This is a genomic window from Allopusillimonas ginsengisoli (assembly GCF_004153455.1).
Taxonomy (GTDB): domain Bacteria; phylum Pseudomonadota; class Gammaproteobacteria; order Burkholderiales; family Burkholderiaceae_B; genus Allopusillimonas; species Allopusillimonas ginsengisoli.
Genome location: NZ_SDQE01000007.1, coordinates 27,743 through 43,422 on the forward strand (window position 1 = coordinate 27,743; position 15,680 = coordinate 43,422).

General features: G+C 57.4%; 17 protein-coding genes. 4 read left to right on the forward strand and 13 right to left on the reverse strand.

The genetic code is table 11. The features are described 5' to 3' along the window. Positions 1–2 precede the first annotated feature (2 nt). Positions 3–1,433, reverse strand: a complete 1,431-nt coding sequence (locus tag ERE07_RS13260) for a cytochrome ubiquinol oxidase subunit I (protein WP_130009496.1) — start codon at positions 1,431–1,433, stop codon at positions 3–5. A gap of 196 nt (positions 1,434–1,629) precedes the next feature. Between ERE07_RS13260 and ERE07_RS13265 the strand changes: the two genes are divergently transcribed. Continuing rightward, positions 1,630–2,409: a PRC-barrel domain-containing protein gene (locus ERE07_RS13265; RefSeq protein WP_130009498.1), complete on the forward strand. Its 780-nt coding sequence runs from the start codon at positions 1,630–1,632 to the stop codon at positions 2,407–2,409. A gap of 51 nt (positions 2,410–2,460) precedes the next feature. On the opposite strand, the gene ERE07_RS13270 is transcribed toward ERE07_RS13265, so the two are convergent. The 4 genes from ERE07_RS13270 to arsC form a co-directional block, all read right to left on the reverse strand. Further along, positions 2,461–3,198: an RES family NAD+ phosphorylase gene (locus ERE07_RS13270; RefSeq protein ID WP_130009499.1), complete on the reverse strand. Its 738-nt coding sequence runs from the start codon at positions 3,196–3,198 to the stop codon at positions 2,461–2,463. 3 nt (positions 3,199–3,201) lie between these two features. Further along, positions 3,202–3,639 (reverse strand): MbcA/ParS/Xre antitoxin family protein, encoded by a 438-nt coding sequence (locus tag ERE07_RS13275; RefSeq protein ID WP_130009501.1) that lies wholly within the window; start codon positions 3,637–3,639, stop codon positions 3,202–3,204. Positions 3,640–3,749: 110 nt separating this feature from the next. Next, complete coding sequence (locus ERE07_RS13280) at positions 3,750–4,619, reverse strand: DMT family transporter (RefSeq protein WP_130009503.1); 870 nt, start codon at positions 4,617–4,619, stop codon at positions 3,750–3,752. A 38-nt stretch (positions 4,620–4,657) separates the two neighbouring features. Further along, the gene (gene arsC, locus ERE07_RS13285) at positions 4,658–5,002 is read right to left on the reverse strand and encodes an arsenate reductase (glutaredoxin) (RefSeq protein WP_130009504.1); all 345 of its coding nucleotides are present in this window, start codon (positions 5,000–5,002) and stop codon (positions 4,658–4,660) included. A gap of 131 nt (positions 5,003–5,133) precedes the next feature. Between arsC and ERE07_RS13290 the strand changes: the two genes are divergently transcribed. Further along, the gene (locus tag ERE07_RS13290; protein WP_130009506.1) at positions 5,134–5,832 is read left to right on the forward strand and encodes a glutathione binding-like protein; all 699 of its coding nucleotides are present in this window, start codon (positions 5,134–5,136) and stop codon (positions 5,830–5,832) included. Further along, complete coding sequence (locus tag ERE07_RS13295) at positions 5,829–6,638, forward strand: RsiV family protein (RefSeq protein ID WP_342366243.1); 810 nt, start codon at positions 5,829–5,831, stop codon at positions 6,636–6,638. Before ERE07_RS13290 ends, ERE07_RS13295 begins: the two co-directional genes overlap by 4 nt. A 23-nt stretch (positions 6,639–6,661) precedes the next feature. Here ERE07_RS13295 and ERE07_RS13300 read toward each other — a convergent pair whose 3' ends face one another. The 5 genes from ERE07_RS13300 to mltG form a co-directional block, all read right to left on the reverse strand. Further along, positions 6,662–7,531, reverse strand: coding sequence for an ankyrin repeat domain-containing protein (locus tag ERE07_RS13300; protein ID WP_245153702.1), 870 nt, complete (start codon positions 7,529–7,531; stop codon positions 6,662–6,664). Positions 7,532–7,720: 189 nt separating this feature from the next. Then, complete coding sequence (locus ERE07_RS13305) at positions 7,721–8,506, reverse strand: TatD family hydrolase (RefSeq protein WP_130009510.1); 786 nt, start codon at positions 8,504–8,506, stop codon at positions 7,721–7,723. Positions 8,507–8,537: 31 nt separating this feature from the next. Then, a complete protein-coding gene (gene holB, locus ERE07_RS13310; RefSeq protein ID WP_130009512.1) occupies positions 8,538–9,587 on the reverse strand; it encodes a DNA polymerase III subunit delta' in 1,050 nt (349 codons plus the stop codon). Further along, the gene (gene tmk, locus ERE07_RS13315; protein WP_130009514.1) at positions 9,584–10,237 is read right to left on the reverse strand and encodes a dTMP kinase; all 654 of its coding nucleotides are present in this window, start codon (positions 10,235–10,237) and stop codon (positions 9,584–9,586) included. The genes holB and tmk overlap by 4 nt, the downstream gene beginning before the upstream one ends. Continuing rightward, complete coding sequence (gene mltG / locus ERE07_RS13320; RefSeq protein WP_130009516.1) at positions 10,238–11,245, reverse strand: endolytic transglycosylase MltG; 1,008 nt, start codon at positions 11,243–11,245, stop codon at positions 10,238–10,240. Between the two features lie 155 nt (positions 11,246–11,400). Here mltG and ygfZ point away from each other — a divergent pair, with 155 nt between their 5' ends. Then, the gene (gene ygfZ, locus ERE07_RS13325) at positions 11,401–12,423 is read left to right on the forward strand and encodes a CAF17-like 4Fe-4S cluster assembly/insertion protein YgfZ (RefSeq protein WP_130009518.1); all 1,023 of its coding nucleotides are present in this window, start codon (positions 11,401–11,403) and stop codon (positions 12,421–12,423) included. Positions 12,424–12,426: 3 nt separating this feature from the next. Here the strand turns inward: ygfZ and mmsB are convergent, their stop codons facing one another. From mmsB to ERE07_RS13340, 3 genes are read right to left on the reverse strand one after another with little or no spacing between them, the layout of a single operon-like run. Beyond that, positions 12,427–13,311 carry a 3-hydroxyisobutyrate dehydrogenase gene (gene mmsB / locus ERE07_RS13330; RefSeq protein ID WP_130009520.1) on the reverse strand — a complete coding sequence of 295 codons (885 nt, stop codon included), beginning with the start codon at positions 13,309–13,311 and terminating at the stop codon, positions 12,427–12,429. 45 nt (positions 13,312–13,356) lie between these two features. Continuing rightward, on the reverse strand, positions 13,357–14,493 hold the full coding sequence (locus ERE07_RS13335) for an enoyl-CoA hydratase/isomerase family protein (protein WP_130009522.1): 1,137 nt from the start codon (positions 14,491–14,493) through the stop codon (positions 13,357–13,359). Next, a complete protein-coding gene (locus tag ERE07_RS13340; RefSeq protein ID WP_130009524.1) occupies positions 14,490–15,644 on the reverse strand; it encodes an acyl-CoA dehydrogenase family protein in 1,155 nt (384 codons plus the stop codon). Before ERE07_RS13340 ends, ERE07_RS13335 begins: the two co-directional genes overlap by 4 nt. Between the last annotated feature and the right edge of the window lie 36 nt (positions 15,645–15,680).

The window sequence follows — 15,680 nt, forward strand, 5'->3', positions numbered from 1 at the left end:
CTTCACCCTTTTTCCTGTGTGGAGGCTGGCGGCACGTCAGTGCCGCTCTCTGCGGCCGACAATGGCCGCGCGGGCCGGTGCTCGTGGCCGTGTGCGCTGATGGAAGGCGGGGGTTCATGGTCCGCCGGGCCTTTTCGGATCAATTGCAAAATATAGGCAATGCCCGCGCCGAACACGACGAAATAGACAACAACGAACAGCAACAGGGTGAGCGCCACCTCGGGCGCGCCATGAGGGGTGACCGCATCCGCAGTGCGCATGACGTTGTACACGATCCAGGGTTGCCGCCCTATTTCTGTTGTAAACCATCCGGCGATAATCGCAACCAGCCCTGTAGGCCCCATATATAAGGCAAAACGCAACAATGGGCGCGAGTGGTAAAGCGTCTTGCGATACCGCGCCCACACCGCCCAGAAACCCAGCGCAATCATGAGCAGGCCCAGGCCCACCATAATGCGAAATGTCCAGAACACCACAGTTGCGTTGGGGCGGTCGCGCGGCGCGAACTCCTTGAGCCCGGGGAATTGCCCATCCAGGCTGTGAGTGAGAATAAGGCTGCCCAGGCGCGGGATTTCAAGCGCGAAGTGATTTTTTTCCTGCGCCATGTCCGGCCACGCGAACAACGTTAACGGCACCCCCTGCCCTGGCTGGTTTTCCCAATGCCCTTCTATGGCGGCAATCTTGGCCGGCTGATGCTTGAGTGTATTAAGGCCGTGAAAATCACCGACCACGGCCTGGATGGGCGCGACAAACAACAGCATCCATAGCCCCATGGAAAACATCATGCGGATGGCTGGTGTATCGTGCCGCCTTAACAAATGCCAGGCTGCGGACGCACAGACCAAGAGCGCCGTGGCCAGAAAAGCGGCAATGCTCATATGCACCAGACGATACGGAAAGGATGGGTTGAAGATCACGGCCAGCCAGTCAACCGGCACAACCTGGTTATTGACGATTTCATAACCCGCTGGCGTCTGCATCCAGCTGTTGGACGCCAGTATCCAGGTCGCAGAAATCAGTGTGCCCAGCGCCACCATGAGCGTGGAAAAGAAATGCAGGCCAGGCCCCACACGTGACCATCCGAACAGCATCACACCCAAAAAGCCCGCTTCGAGAAAAAAAGCGGTGAGTACTTCGTAAGCCAGCAAAGGGCCGGTAATACTGCCGGCAAAGGCGGAAAAATAGCTCCAGTTAGTGCCAAACTGGTAGGCCATGACCAGGCCCGACACTACGCCCATGCCAAAATTGACGGCAAATATTTTGAGCCAATAGTGATAGAGTTCCCGATAGACTGGCTTGCCTGTCTTGAGCCAACAGGCCTCGAGCACGACCAGATAGCTGGCGAGACCGATCGTGATTGCAGGAAAAATAATATGAAAGGAAATGGTAAAGCCAAACTGGATACGGGCCAGCATCAACGCGTCGAGATCCATGAATAACTCCTGCATTACAACAGCCCTGGCAATACACGTGCTGAGTTGCTCGGTGTCGTATTTTCAGCCAATGTATCGCACATATCCGCACTGGGTAAAGGGACAAATGGTCCTACCCTGACGTCTGGCCGATGGCGAAATGCTTGGGCATGAGTCTTGCTGTAGCGTAGAAACACCTATTGATGAGGAGCTTGTCATGCTACGCAAAGTGAGCAGTATTAAAGGCTACGCCATCCAGGCCACGGACGGCGAACTGGGCAGCGTTAAAGAGGCATATTTTGATGATGAACGATGGGGGATACGCTATCTGGTGGTCGAAACAGGCTCCTGGCTTTCCAGGCGCAGCGTGCTGATCTCACCTTTTTCCATACAAGACATAGACGACACCGACGAACTCATCCACGTCTCTCTGTCCATGGATCAGGTCAAGAACAGTCCTGATATCGATACCCATCAACCGGTTTCACGGCAACTGGAAGGTGAGTTCTCCGATTACTACGGCTATAGCAATTATTGGAGTGGGCCTTACCTTTGGGGCGCCGGTGGCTATCCTGTACTACCGCTGCCCGAGTCAGCATCCATTCCACCCATTGAAGACAGGCCCGACCAGGTTGCCGCACGCGCGGCAGATAACGCGGAAGATACCCGCTTGCGCAGCAGCGCCAATGTGGACGGCTACCATATCGGTGGAACGGATGGTGAAATCGGACACGTTGAAGACTTTATTTTTGACGACGAAGCCTGGGCGATACGCTATTTTCTGGTTGACACCCGCAATTGGTGGCCAGGCGGAAGAAAAGTCTTGCTGGGAACAAACTGGATCGCGCATATAGACTGGACGGACGCCACTGTGCAAACCACCCTGACCCGCGACCAGATCAAAGAAAGCCCGGAATATGACCCCGAGGCGGGCATCGATCGTGATTATGAGAACAGGCTGCATCGCCATTATGATCGCCAGGGCTATTGGGACTAAGCAACCCGTGTCCCAAACGCGTGTACGCTCGTGCGGCGCGCAATATTAGAATCAGGATTTGGCCGGGCGCTTGCGTCCGGCCGATTTCTTGCGGCCCTTTTTGAGGGTGATGGTAGGCTGGGGGTCACCCGTCCAGACCAGTTGATAGGCCGCATCACGACGCACATTACCGACCAGCGCAGGCCTGAAGCAGGCCAGGTTGATACCCGTTTGGTGCCTGACGCTGGGATAGACGATGCCAAGCGAACCCGCCTCCAGCAATTGCAGCGCAAGATCCTGTGACGCCACATAGCTTCGCGGATCAAGACATTTGGCATAACCACGCGCCTGTCGAATATCATGAAAATCGCCACTGAAGTCGGCGAGCATCAACTGATAGCTGACGCTATCGTGAAAGTAATCGATCTCGGTATATTCCACGATTTTATGGAACACAATTTCCGCAAGCGCGGTTTCGGCGTCGAAGGCGCAATACCAGGCGCCCCGCTGTCCGTCATTGAAGCGGCTGCCTTCGGGCCTGGGATAGGTGAATGCGCCATTAATAATCCGGAAATTGGGCACGCCAAACACCAACTCATCGATGCCTATGCCTGGCATGGCGCCTCTTTCAGCGGCAAGACGCTGATTGGTTGCGTTATCCAGAGCAAACAGATCCTTGAGCGCGTCGGTGTCGTCCGCCAACGGTGCCAGCACGGAGTCTTCTTCGTCGACAAAACGCGACGGCAACAGACGGCACGTGTCTGCCTGGCGCAGCGAAGTCAGCGGTGGTTCACGCCAGGTACCCTGCATTGCTTACATACCGCCGCGCCGGGCGTCGAGCAGTTGGCGCAGGGTTTGCATGGCTGGCAGCCCGCCCTCAAGCATATAGCTCAAAGGTGTTTTGCCGCCGAACAACAAATTGCGGTTGGCCATATTGACCCATTGATCGGCCAAAGTGTTGCCATAAAGAATGTGCAATGCCTTGTAAATGCCCAGCAAATAAGAAATACGCGTAATGCGGTCAACCTCCAGCAAACGATCGGGCTTTTTCTTCCATTCGTAAAAAGCGCTGCTGGAGAGCCCACCCAGCAGTGTGCAGGCATCTTCGTCCCTGAGCTGCCAGGCATCAGCCAATTTATAAAAGGCCTTGAGCGCGGATTTTGACAGCCGCTGGCGCGCCGACTTGTCGTTCAGGTCTGGCACGATGGCAGGCTCGAAGCGGCTAAGCGGATAGGCGTAGGCAAGGCTCATGAGATGTCTCCGTAAACGGATAGTTTTTTCTCCATATACGGATAGTTTACACGGTATTGACGCACTATTCCAGTAAACGGGCACGTGGCCCAACACCATGGATGCAGCAGTCAGACAGACAGCAGGATGACGCCTGCGATGATGACGGCGCAGCCGGCAAGGCGGGCGAAGGATGCTTTTTCCTTGAGAATAAAAAAGCCGGCAACGGTTGCCAGCATGAGAGACACTTCGCGCAGCGGCGCGATCAGGCTGACCTGCCCGCCCAAGCGATAGGCATACAAAACCAGGATGTAGGCCATGGGCGACAGGGCGCCGACGATCGCAGCATAGCGCCACTTTCCGCGCATTTGCTGCATCATGACAGTGCGCCGTACCCATGCACGCGGGGCCATCAAGACGGCGTTCCCCGCTGCGGAAAGCCAATCCAGAATGACCGGCGCCACAAGCAGCACTTTGACGCTATAGGCGTCGGCCACGGTATACGCTGCGATGAACAGGCCGATGAAACCGCCCCACCGAACACCTACCCATCCCTGCGGCGATGCAAAGCGGCGCAGATTGCCGCCGGTGGCAATCAGAAGAATACCGGCGACAATGCATAATATGCCGATCACGCCCAGAAATGAGGGCCGCTCCCCCAGCCACATGAACGCGCCCAGGCTGGAAAGCAAAGGCCCCGTGCCACGCGCAACCGGATAGACCACCGACAAATCCGCCGCCCGATAGCCCCACTGCAGGCACAAACTGTAGCCCAGGTGCAAAACGCTGGAGAGCGCGATAAAAAATACGACTGGCAGACTCCAATGCATACCCTCGACGGCGAGTATGTAAATAACCCAGGGAGCATAAAACAAGGTGGAAAGCAGCCGATAGGCAAAGACGAAGTCTCCCGCCGCTGCGGCCGCCTTTTTCGACACCAGGTTCCAGGTAGCGTGCAACGCTGCCGCAATAATGACCAGCACAAATGCTTCTATGGTCATTACGCCACATGCTCCTGGTTATCTGCGAAACACACGTGTCAGAGGATCTCTTCTACCACGTCGGCAGGCCGGCACAGGCGCGTGCCTTTGGCTGTGATAACAAAAGGTCTGTTCAGCAGAATGGGGTGCTCGGCAATCGCGTCGAGCAGCTGTGCGTCGCTGAGTGAGGTGTCATCCAGCTTGAGTTCCTGGTAGACAGCTTCCTTGCTTCGCATGGCATCGCGTACGCCAAGCCCCGCATCGCCGATCAACTGCTCAATCTGAGCGCGTGATGGCGGGGTTTTGAGATATTCGATAATCTCAGGCTGCAAGCCGCGGTCCTGGAGTGCCTGCAGTACATTGCGGGAAGTGCCGCAACGGGGATTGTGATAGATTTTAGTCATCGTGGTTATGAGTAAGACAAAGCACCAACGCGCTGGCGGCAACGCCGCGCGCCATACATATATATGTTAGCCGAGTTTACGTCCTCCCTCCTCCACCGTCCCTTGCCCTTTACCAAAGAGGATCTGTCTGTATGATTGATTTGCATTATTGGACTACGCCCAATGGCCACAAGATCACCCTTTTTCTGGAAGAAGCCGGGCTTGCTTACAAGATAATCCCTGTCAACATTGGCGCCGGCGATCAGTTTCAGCCTGAATTTCTCAAGATTGCCCCTAACAACCGTATTCCCGCCATTGTTGATCACGCACCTGCAGATGGCGGCGCGCCTATTTCATTATTCGAGTCTGGCGCCATCCTGCTGTATCTTGCCGACAAAACAGGCCAGTTCATTCCAGATACTCTGAGAGGCCGAAATCAAGCCCTGCAGTGGCTGTTTTGGCAAATGGGCGGGCTTGGCCCGATGGCCGGTCAGAATCATCACTTCAATACCTACGCAGTTGATAAAATCCCCTACGCCATTGACCGCTACGTACGCGAGACGGGTCGGCTTTATGGCGTGTTGAACAAACAGCTGGCAGATCATGAGTTTATTGCGGGCGATTACTCCATCGCCGATATGGCCTGCTACCCCTGGATTGTTCCCCATGAGCGCCAGGAGCAGGATCTGGCGCAATTTCCGCATCTCATGCGCTGGTTCTCGGCCATCGCGCAACGGCCAGCCACCCAACGGGCCTACGCATTGGCCGAGCAGATCAACACAGCGCCTTCGGTCAGTGATGAGGCCTCAAGAAAAATCCTTTTCGACCAGAATGCCAGGACAGTGAAATGATGGTAAGCCAAGCTATTTCGACAAGACTTTTTTATCGCGCAACCTTGACGGTTGCAGCCAGCCTCGCGCTGGCGGCGTGCGCCACCAAACCTACCGATATTTCCAGGATTCCCACCCAGATAAGCCAGGAAACCAGTAAAGAAGGCGTATTCACTCAACCGGTTAAATGGGAACGCGCCAAACCTGGTTGCAAGGGCGAGTGCCCGACGATCAAGGTTGATTCGCTGGTATTTCCTGGCAATCCCAAGCTCACCGATATGGTGGATCATGGCCTGGCATACATGACGGGGGTAGGTGAAAACACCTCGCCGCCTTATGGCACCATCGCAGAATACGAAGCCTATTTCTGGAAGACGGCCGCGTCGCGCGATTCAACGGTGTTGATTGCTAAATCCCGTTACCGCAATCGCAGCCTGACGGTTGTTGAGCTCGATACCTGGCAATACATGACAGGCATGGCACACGGCTTGTCGGCCACACGCTTTCTGAACTGGGACAATACAGCGGAAAGACTGTTGAGCCTGGATGATGTCCTGCAGCCAGGCAAAAAGGCCGCCTACGTGGCCGCCTTGAAGGAGGCGCACGCCCGCTGGCTGGCCCGCGACCCCAATGCCCAGGAAGATCCCGCTGCCTATAGCCGTATGTGGCCCTTCCAGGAAAGCGATAATTTCGGCTTTACCGACCAGGGATTGGTCGTCAAGTACAACTCATACGAAATTGCGCCTTACTCGGCAGGCCAACCGGAGCTGCTCATTCCTTATTCCGCACTGGCCAATGTCCTCAAGCCTGCCTTTTTGCCTGCCTGAGGACACCAACGAACCGGCAAGCGTCAGGGCTGCGCCGGTTCATTGAAGCGATCCAAGTCAAAATAGCGTGACGTGGAATCGGTGCTTTCGGATGAGCGTGGCGCACCAGCTTGATTATCGCTGGCATCCGGAACGCCAGCGGGCTTCGTGTTGGCGGGTTGGGGCGTAGCGGGCCCGGCGGAGGGAGGGTGTCCGGTGCCTGTGGGCGCAGCAAGGCCCGAGGCAGCCTTACGCTGCGACTCACGGTCAGCCATGATGCGCGCGGTCAAATCATCCAATTGTTGCGCCAATTTGTCATGATGCTTGAGGCGCGCCCAATCGGCGGCATCCATTTTCTGAAGATTCTGCATGGTTGCGTCGGCCCCCACGCTGAGCAAATACTTGACAACTTCTTCGCTCCCTGCCCTGGCAGCCATCATGAGCGCCGTGGTGCCGTCTGGCGCAGGCGCATTCACCAACGCCTTGTTGGCAATCAGCATTTTGACTGTATCGAGCTGGCCCGTCGACGCCGCGTACTGCAATGGCGTCCAACCTAGCCTGTTGACCAGCGCTCCACGACGAATGAGGGCCTGGGCCTTCTCTGTTTCGCCAACGACCGCCAAATACATCAAGGGCGTTTCCTTGTTGATATTGATGGCATTCAGCACAGTGTTTCTGTCATTGAGCAGCACCTCGTAGACTTTCCAGGCGCCGTCACGGATCGCCTGCATGATCGCCGGCTGTCCATCGGGGCTGATCTCGTTGGGGTCTGCGCCTTGCTGCAGCATCACTCGAACTTTGTCTGCCCTGTCGTTTGCGATATCCACCCACCAGCCAGCAGGATTTGCCGCCCGGCAGGCCATGGAAACCAGAAAGAGGCAAAGAAGCCCAATTAAACGCGGATATCTATACATAGCGGTCACTATCCTGCTGGGAGGGGACTTCGCTGTCGTAAACATGCAAAGCCGTATTTATCGACTAAAATCAGATTATTATCAATAAGTTATATAAATATTATAAAGTAAATTATCAGATAATTTACTTTAAATTTAATTTCTTAACTCTGTAATATTAAATACTTTGATTTAAATAAATTACATTAATTAAATTACTTTAATATCTACCTTTATCTTATTGAATAAATTGAAGAAATTATCAGTAGTTGCTTGTGCCACCTCAGCAACACTGATACCGCGTAACTCAGCAATTTTCTCGGCAACATGCATGACTTTTGAGGGGTCATTCATCTTGCCCCGGTGTGGAACGGGCGCTAAATAGGGGGAATCAGTTTCTATCAATAATCTATCCAAGGGTACTTTTCTGGCAACTTCCTGTAAATCCTTGGCATTTTTAAACGTTACTATCCCGGATAGCGAAATATAGAAATTCATCTCCATGGCTGCCTGGGCAACCTCCCAGGACTCGGTAAAACAATGCATGACGCCGCCATATTGCGCGGCACCCTCTTCCTTCATGATGCGCAGCGTGTCCTCGCTCGCGGCCCGCGTATGAATGATGAGCGGCAGGCCTGTTTCGCGGCTGGCCCGGATATGCGTGCGAAAGCGATCGCGCTGCCAGGATAAGGGCTCGACCAGCCGGAAATAATCCAGCCCGGTTTCGCCTAACGCAACCACCTTGGGGGACTGGGACAGCGCAATCAACTGCTCTACTGTGGGTTCGGTCGTGTCCTGGTAGTCCGGATGCACGCCCACCGAGGCAAATAAGTTATCGTGGGGCGCCACCATGTCCATCAGGCCCTGCCACGCCGGCAGGTTAACACTGACCACCAGCGCATAACGCACATCGTTTTGTTTCATGCGTTCTAGAATGTCTGGCAGATTGTCGGCCAATTCGGGAAAGTTCAGGTGACAATGTGAATCTACAAACATGCGAAACCGCCTACGTAATCAGAAAAAACCTTCAGGGCTGACGGACAGGGTTGCAGGCAAGCGCTACCCGCTGCAATGCGCTATGGGTGAACAGCTTGGCATTGAGAGGGTGCCCTGCAATGCGCCGTTGCTGAGTGAGCCACCGGGCCGTGTCCCCGAGATGCTGGCGCGAGGCCTGGGCCGCAATCGTGTTGATATGCGATTCCAGCGCCGGGTAATAGCGTACCTGGGCCTCCGATGCGGCCAGGAGAATATCCACAAACAAGCGCTGAAGGCTGTCTATCCAGGCGTCTGGCGCCAATTTTTCGATTTGGTCCGCCAAGGGCCCAATATCGGACGTCGCGCTGCCAGCCAGCCCTTTTGTCAGTTGCTGTAGCCAGTCGGGGCACGGACTGTCGTTCGAGAGCGACAACGCTTTGGCCAGCAAGGGCGCCCCACCCGCTGCCGCCAACCATTCATCGGCGCGCGAGACCTGTTCCGCCTGCAGCCACGCCAGGGATTGCGCCGGATCCGGCACCGGCAACGGCAGCCGGCGACAACGCGACACCAGGGTGGGCAGCAAGCGGTCTGGGGCATCGGCCACCAGCAGGAATACCGTATGCTCGGGCGGTTCTTCCAGTACCTTGAGCAGGGCATTGGCGGCAATCATGTTCATGGCTCTGGCTGGATACAGCACTGCGACGCGCCAGCCGCCACGATGCGTGGCCGTATTGAACCAACTGCCCAAAGCGCGTAGCTGTTCGACGCGTATATCCCTGGAAGGCGTTTTTTTAACAGTTGACACCGAAGTGTCTTCTTCAACTGCCACCCCTTCTTCCTGGGCCACGGCATCAGGACGGATGCGCCTGAGATCAGGGTGGTTACCGCCCGCCACCCACAGGCAGGCAGGACACGTGCCGCAGGCCAGGCCGTTGGCCGGCTGCTCGCACAGCAGGCTGGCCGCTGCCGCAAGCGCGAACTGTTTTTTGCCTATGCCTGGCAGACCATGCAGCAACCACGCATGTGCAAAGCGCTCGCGCTGGTTAAGCCATTGTTGGGCAAGCTCACGCTGCCAGGGCAAAAAATCAGGTAACGCGCTCATGCCGTACTGCCTGTCAGCCGCGCTTGCCAGTGCGACACCAAGCTATCAATCTGCGCACCCAGCTGTTCCCGGATGACCTCTATCGGCAAGGTCGAATCGATCAGCCGCAGTCGCTCTGGCTGCGTATTGACACGCTCATGATAGGCCGCGCGAGTGCGCTCGAAGAACGCAGCGCCCTCTTGCTCGAAACGGTCTGGCTCGCGCGCAGAGGCCAGCCGCTGGCGCGCAACGTCGAGCGGCACATCAAACAGCCAACTGCGATCGGGCTCCAGCCCATTGAGTGCCCAGCTTTCCAGCTGTTGCACAGCTTCGCTGCCCAGTTGCCGCCCGCCACCCTGGTACGCATAACTGGCATCGGTATAGCGGTCGCAGACCACCCACGTTCCCTGCTGCAGGGCAGGCAAAATCACCTGTATCACATGCTCGCAGCGCGCCGCGAACATCAGCAATGCCTCTGTTTTGGCATGCATGTCGCAGGACAATAGAATGTCGCGCAGCCGTTCACCGAGCGCCGTGCCGCCGGGTTCGCGCGTGGACAAAACCTGCAATCCCTTGTCGCGCAGGCGATCTACCAGCCATTGCACATGCGTGCTCTTTCCGGCGCCGTCCAGGCCTTCGAGTGTAATAAAGCAACCCCGTTGGTTCTGCATTTATTTGCGCCCCAGTATGTACTTGGCAACCGCGCGGTTGTGCGCGGCCAGATTGGTGGAAAACTCGCTGGTACCGTCTCCACGCGAAACGAAATACAGATAGCCGTGCTCGTCTGGGTGCAGCACGGCCAGGAGGGACGCGCGCCCCGGCGCGGCAATGGGCGTAGGCGGCAGGCCGTTACGTGTGTAGGTATTCCAGGGGGTGTCGGTGGTCAGGTCTCTTTTACGTATCCGCCCCTGATAAGCGTCGCCCATGCCGTAAATAACGGTGGGATCAGTTTGCAAGGGCATGCCGAGCTTGAGGCGATTGACAAACACGCCTGCAACCTTGCCGCGATCCATGCTGTGGCCAGTCTCCTTTTCAACAATGGAGGCCAGAACCAAGGCCTCGTAAGGCGTTTTCAGCGGCAACTGCTGGTCGCGTTCCGCCCACAGGTTGTCCAGCATTTTCTGCTGGGCATGAAAAGCGCGCCGCAAAATGTCGTAATCGGTCGTACCCGGCACAAATACATAAGTATCAGGATAAAACAGCCCTTCGGGGCTTTGAACATCGGCGCCCAGGCGTGCCAGGAGTTCGTCGTCGCTCACGCCATCGAGCGTTTGGCGTACGGCCGGGTTGTCTTGCAAAGCTTGCCGGATACGCTTGTATGTCCATCCTTCGACCAGGGTCAGGCGAGTTTGGGTCATGTCGCCATTGGCCATGCGTTCGAGCAGGCGTCGAGGGGTATCCCCCTGCAACGCCTCGTAGGCGCCAGCTTGCAGTCGCTTGTCCAACTGGGTCAGCCGCGCCAGCGCCACAAAGCCCCTGCTGTTGATATGAATGCCCGCCTCGTTCAGCGCGCGTGCTATGGTGGCTGGGCCGCTGCCCGTCTCAACAATGTAATCGATACGCGGACTGTCCATGGTTACCGGGCGCTGCGACCAATACCAGGCGCCGGCGCTGAGCAAGGCGGCGCCCAGGGCCACCAGGAGAAACACAGAAAGAAGGATCAGCTTGAATTTTTTCATCAGCCTTCCAGTTTAGCCCAGACCCGGGCTTGCGCGAACCCTTGTCCCAAGCTCGCAGGACCCGATATTTTGGGCAAATACCGCCAGGGCCGGTATCATAGGCATCAAGCGCACTTCACGCCCGGCGCATCACTGTTGTTATCAGCTCCAAATCCATGAATCGCACACCTACTACTTTATTTCCCCTACACGATCTTGCCGTCCTGCAAGCCACTGGCGCGGATGCCATTGCTTTTCTGCATGGCCAGCTTACTCAGGACGTTGAAGGCCTGCCTGAAGGGCAAGCGCGACTCGCAGGCTATTGCACGGCCAAGGGCCGCCTGCTGGGCAGCCTTCTTATCTGGAAAACGCCTCAGCAGGATGGCGACACATCACCTGTATTACGAGCGCTTGTCAAAGCCGACCTCGCCCAGGCGCTGGCCAAGCGGATATCGATGTTTATCCTTCGTGCCAAAGTGAAAATAGAGATTACCAACCTTCCCGTCTATGGATTGATTCGACACGCTCAAGAGGATCAGGCCAGCCTCCCAGGGCTGCCCGGTTTCGATGAGGCGCAGTGGGCTGCGCTGCCGGCGGAGCCCGCGCCCTGGTCAGTAGCCATGCTCAAAAACGACTGGCAGGCCATTGGCGCCCCGTCTGCGCAGCCCGACATGGTGCGGTGGTGGCTGATTCCCAGCCTCCAGGCGTCCGAACAAGACAAGTCCCCACATCCTGGCCTGGAGGACTCGGCAGAAGACACCGCGCCATGGCATGCGGCGGACATCGCTGCGGGATTGCCTTGGGTGCAGGCCGCAACGCAGGACCTCTTCATTCCTCAGACGCTCAATTTTGATCTCATCGACGGGGTCAATTTCACCAAGGGGTGTTACCCGGGCCAAGAAGTCGTGGCAAGGGCCCATTATCGCGGCACGGTAAAACGTCGCATGGCATATGGCAAAGTCGCGAGCGCAAAAAGCATTGACGCGGCCGCATTGCCGGGCATGGACACCTACGATGCATTGCGCCCGGACAACCCCTGCGGACGGATTGTTAATGCAGCGCTCAATGGCGAAACGCTGCATGTGCTGATGGAAACCCAGTTGGCAGACCTCGGTCAGGCTGATTACCGGCTGGAAAGCGCGAACGGCCTCGCTATTCAGCCGTTTGACCTGCCGTATCCGCTGAAGGTCGAGGCCTGACCTCTACTTTCGGTACAAATTCAGGATGCTGGAGAAATCCAGCGCCCCACTGCCCTTGCTGCTGTGCAGCGAATACAGGTTGCGCGCCAGCTCTCCGAGCGGAATGGAAGCCCGCGCATTCAGCGCGGATTCCGCAGCCAGCCCCAGGTCCTTGAGCATCAGGTCTACGCCGAAACCGCCGGCATACTCCTTGGAGGCCGGCGCGTGATCCATGACGCCTGGCCACGGGTTGTAGAGCTCGGTGGCCCAGTTGCGGCCCGAACTCTTGGCAATGATGTCGGAAAGCACCTTGGGATCCAGACCATTGGCTGTACCCAGCGCCAATGCTTCCGAAGTGCCGGCCATCAGGATGCCCAGCAGCATGTTGTTGCAAATCTTGGCCACCTGACCCGCCCCGGCATCGCCGGCATGGAAGATGTTTTTGCCCATTTTTTCCAGATACGGCGTAGCTGCCTCAAGATCCGCCACTGCGCCGCCAACAATGAAAGTCAGCGTACCGGCGATGGCGCCGCCGGTGCCGCCGGACACCGGCGCATCAATCATGCGGATGCCTTTTTCGTTCGCCGCCTCGCCCACCTTGCGCGCTGACTCAGGCGCGATCGTGCTGCATTCAAGTACCAGCGTGCCCGACGCAATGTGTTGCAACAAGCCATCATCGCCCAGATACAACCCTTCCACATGCTTGCTGGCAGGCAGCATGGTTACGACGACCTCTGCCCCTCGTACTGCCTCTTTGGCTGACCCCGCCGCCGTGGCGCCGGAATCCGCCAGCATTTTCACGGAAGCGGGTACCAAATCAAAAACGACCATTTCATGACCGGCCTTGAGCAGGTTTTGAGCCATGGGGGCTCCCATATGCCCCAGGCCGATAAATGCGATGCGACTCATTGCTGTCTCCTGTTGGAACGATATTATTCTTGAACGAATGCTGGCTCAGGCTTGGCCCATATCCCGCAAGGGATGGGAGGTGCCAGCTGGCCATGGCGGCTGAAAGAACCGCTGCACCCATGCGGACGTGGCGTCTGCGGGCGTGGCCGGATTCCACTTGGGTTGTTTGTCCTTGTCGACGATGAGGGCACGTATGCCCTCTTGCAGATCGCCCTGGACACCACACTGCAAAGTAACAATGTACTCCTCGCGGAATACCTCGGCCAGGGACAACAGCCGAACCCGCTTGAGCAGCGAGAAGCTCAGGCGCGCCGATCCTGGCGAGCCAGCCTTAAAGGTTTTCGCGGCCCGCTGCAGCCAGGGATCATCATGGCTGGCCCAGGCGGCAATGCTGGCACACACCGCGTCGAAATCCTCGCCATCGCAGGCTTCGCGGATCGCCGCAAAATGCGTTTCGAGCGGCCCCTGCGGCAACGATTCCGAGGGCTTGTTCGCCAGCATTACTTGCCGCAGAATCGTGGCGTTCTCGGTGGCGCTACCTGTCCAGGATTGGGCCTGCATCTGCGCCAGTACAGCGTCCCATTGGCTGGTGGCGACGGTGTAATCGGCCAGGCCCAGACGCATGCAATCGCGTGCCCCCAACTGGGCGCCCGTCATCGCCAGGAAATTGCCGATGCCGTCGGGCAACCGCGCCAACATCCAGGTGCCACCGACGTCCGGAAACAGGCCAATGGACACTTCAGGCATGGCAAAGCGCGTGGTTTCACTGACAACTCTATGGCTGGCGCCCATCATCAGACCTACGCCACCGCCCATCACAATGCCACTGCCCCAGCAAACCAATGGCTTGGCGTAAGTGTGAATCTGGTAATCCAGGCGGTACTCAACCTCGAAGAACTCACGCGCGTAAGGATTATTCCAGGGATCGCGCGACACATTCTCGAGCATGCCTTTGTAGATCCCTTGCAGATCGCCGCCTGCGCAGAATGCCCTGCCCCCCGCGGCATCGAGCACCACAAACGCTATGCGCTCGTCGGACTCCCATTGCGAGAGCTGGGCGGCAAGCAGTTTGCACATCTCCAGCGACAGGCTATTCAGGCTTTGCGGGGCGTTCAGCGTGGCGACGCCGATTTTCTTGTCATTGGCTGTGTCCAGCTCCCGGAATAACACGGGGGAGTTCATCGGATGTCTGCTCCTTTATCCAGTAATTGGCGGGCGACAATCACCCGCATGATTTCGTTGGTACCCTCGAGAATCTGGTGTACGCGGGTATCGCGTACCAGGCGTTCGAGCGGATAATCCTTGAGGTAGCCATAGCCGCCATGAATCTGCTGACCGTCCAGGCAGGCCTGGAAGCAGAGGTCGGTGGCGAACCGTTTGGCCATGGCGCAATAGGAAGATGCGTTGGGATCGCCTTCGTCAAGCTTGGAGGCGGCCAGGCGAATCATCTGCCGCGAAGCCACAATATGTGTCAGCATGTCGACCAGCTTGAATTGCAACGCCTGAAAAGCGCCCAATTGCTGGCCAAACTGCTTGCGTTCACCCATATAACGGCGTGCCGCGTCGTAAGCCCCCTGCGCGGCGCCCACCGAGCAGATGCCGATATTGATCCGGCCGCCGTCCAGCCCTTTCATGGCAAATTTGAAGCCTTCGCCTTCCTGGCCCAATAGGTTTTCGGCCGGTACTTCGACGTTCTCGAACACGATAGGACGTGTCGACTGGCTATTCCAGCCCATTTTGTCTTCTTTGCGACCATAGGTGATCCCCGGCGTGTCCGCAGGGACGACAAAAGCCGAAATGCCCGCTGCGCCCGGGCCGCCCGTACGCGCCATAACCACCAGCACATCCGTATCGCCCGCGCCGGAAATGAAAGCCTTGGCGCCGTTGAGCACATAGGCGCCGCCGCGTTTCTCGGCGCGCGTGCTCAACGAAGCGGCGTCTGATCCCGAACCGGGTTCGGTGAGACAGTACGAGGCGAGCTTTTCGCCGGTGACCAGCACCGGGCCCCACACATCCCGGACCGACTGACTCGCCCAAGACCCGATCATCCAGGTGGCCATATTGTGGATGGTCAAAAAGGCCGTCGTCGAAGGATCGAAGACGGCCATTTCCTCGAACACCAGGGTGGCATCGAGCCTGGGCAGGCCCAGACCGCCTATGGATTCGGGCGCGTAGATGGCGCAGAAACCCAACTCACCGGCCCGTGCGAAGGTATCGCGCGGAAATATATTTTCGGCATCCCATCGCGCCGCGTTAGGCTCCAGCTCGCCCAGGGCAAAGTCGCGGGCGGCCTGTGCAAAGGCCTGTTGTTCATCGCTAAGGCGGAAATCCATGTAATCTGTCTCCTTGTCGCGGCCCGGGATCCGTCC

Bases quoted from the DNA above. Each gene is read 5' to 3' on its own strand.
- ERE07_RS13260 (WP_130009496.1), bottom strand. From the start codon at position 1,433: ATGGATCTCGACGCGTTGATGCTGGCCCGTATCCAGTTTGGCTTTACC.
- ERE07_RS13265 (WP_130009498.1), top strand. From the start codon at position 1,630: ATGCTACGCAAAGTGAGCAGTATTAAAGGCTACGCCATCCAGGCCACG.
- ERE07_RS13270 (WP_130009499.1), bottom strand. From the start codon at position 3,198: ATGCAGGGTACCTGGCGTGAACCACCGCTGACTTCGCTGCGCCAGGCA.
- ERE07_RS13275 (WP_130009501.1), bottom strand. From the start codon at position 3,639: ATGAGCCTTGCCTACGCCTATCCGCTTAGCCGCTTCGAGCCTGCCATC.
- ERE07_RS13280 (WP_130009503.1), bottom strand. From the start codon at position 4,619: ATGACCATAGAAGCATTTGTGCTGGTCATTATTGCGGCAGCGTTGCAC.
- arsC (WP_130009504.1), bottom strand. From the start codon at position 5,002: ATGACTAAAATCTATCACAATCCCCGTTGCGGCACTTCCCGCAATGTA.
- ERE07_RS13290 (WP_130009506.1), top strand. From the start codon at position 5,134: ATGATTGATTTGCATTATTGGACTACGCCCAATGGCCACAAGATCACC.
- ERE07_RS13295 (WP_342366243.1), top strand. From the start codon at position 5,829: ATGATGGTAAGCCAAGCTATTTCGACAAGACTTTTTTATCGCGCAACC.
- ERE07_RS13300 (WP_245153702.1), bottom strand. From the start codon at position 7,531: ATGTATAGATATCCGCGTTTAATTGGGCTTCTTTGCCTCTTTCTGGTT.
- ERE07_RS13305 (WP_130009510.1), bottom strand. From the start codon at position 8,506: ATGTTTGTAGATTCACATTGTCACCTGAACTTTCCCGAATTGGCCGAC.
- holB (WP_130009512.1), bottom strand. From the start codon at position 9,587: ATGAGCGCGTTACCTGATTTTTTGCCCTGGCAGCGTGAGCTTGCCCAA.
- tmk (WP_130009514.1), bottom strand. From the start codon at position 10,237: ATGCAGAACCAACGGGGTTGCTTTATTACACTCGAAGGCCTGGACGGC.
- mltG (WP_130009516.1), bottom strand. From the start codon at position 11,245: ATGAAAAAATTCAAGCTGATCCTTCTTTCTGTGTTTCTCCTGGTGGCC.
- ygfZ (WP_130009518.1), top strand. From the start codon at position 11,401: ATGAATCGCACACCTACTACTTTATTTCCCCTACACGATCTTGCCGTC.
- mmsB (WP_130009520.1), bottom strand. From the start codon at position 13,311: ATGAGTCGCATCGCATTTATCGGCCTGGGGCATATGGGAGCCCCCATG.
- ERE07_RS13335 (WP_130009522.1), bottom strand. From the start codon at position 14,493: ATGAACTCCCCCGTGTTATTCCGGGAGCTGGACACAGCCAATGACAAG.
- ERE07_RS13340 (WP_130009524.1), bottom strand. From the start codon at position 15,644: ATGGATTTCCGCCTTAGCGATGAACAACAGGCCTTTGCACAGGCCGCC.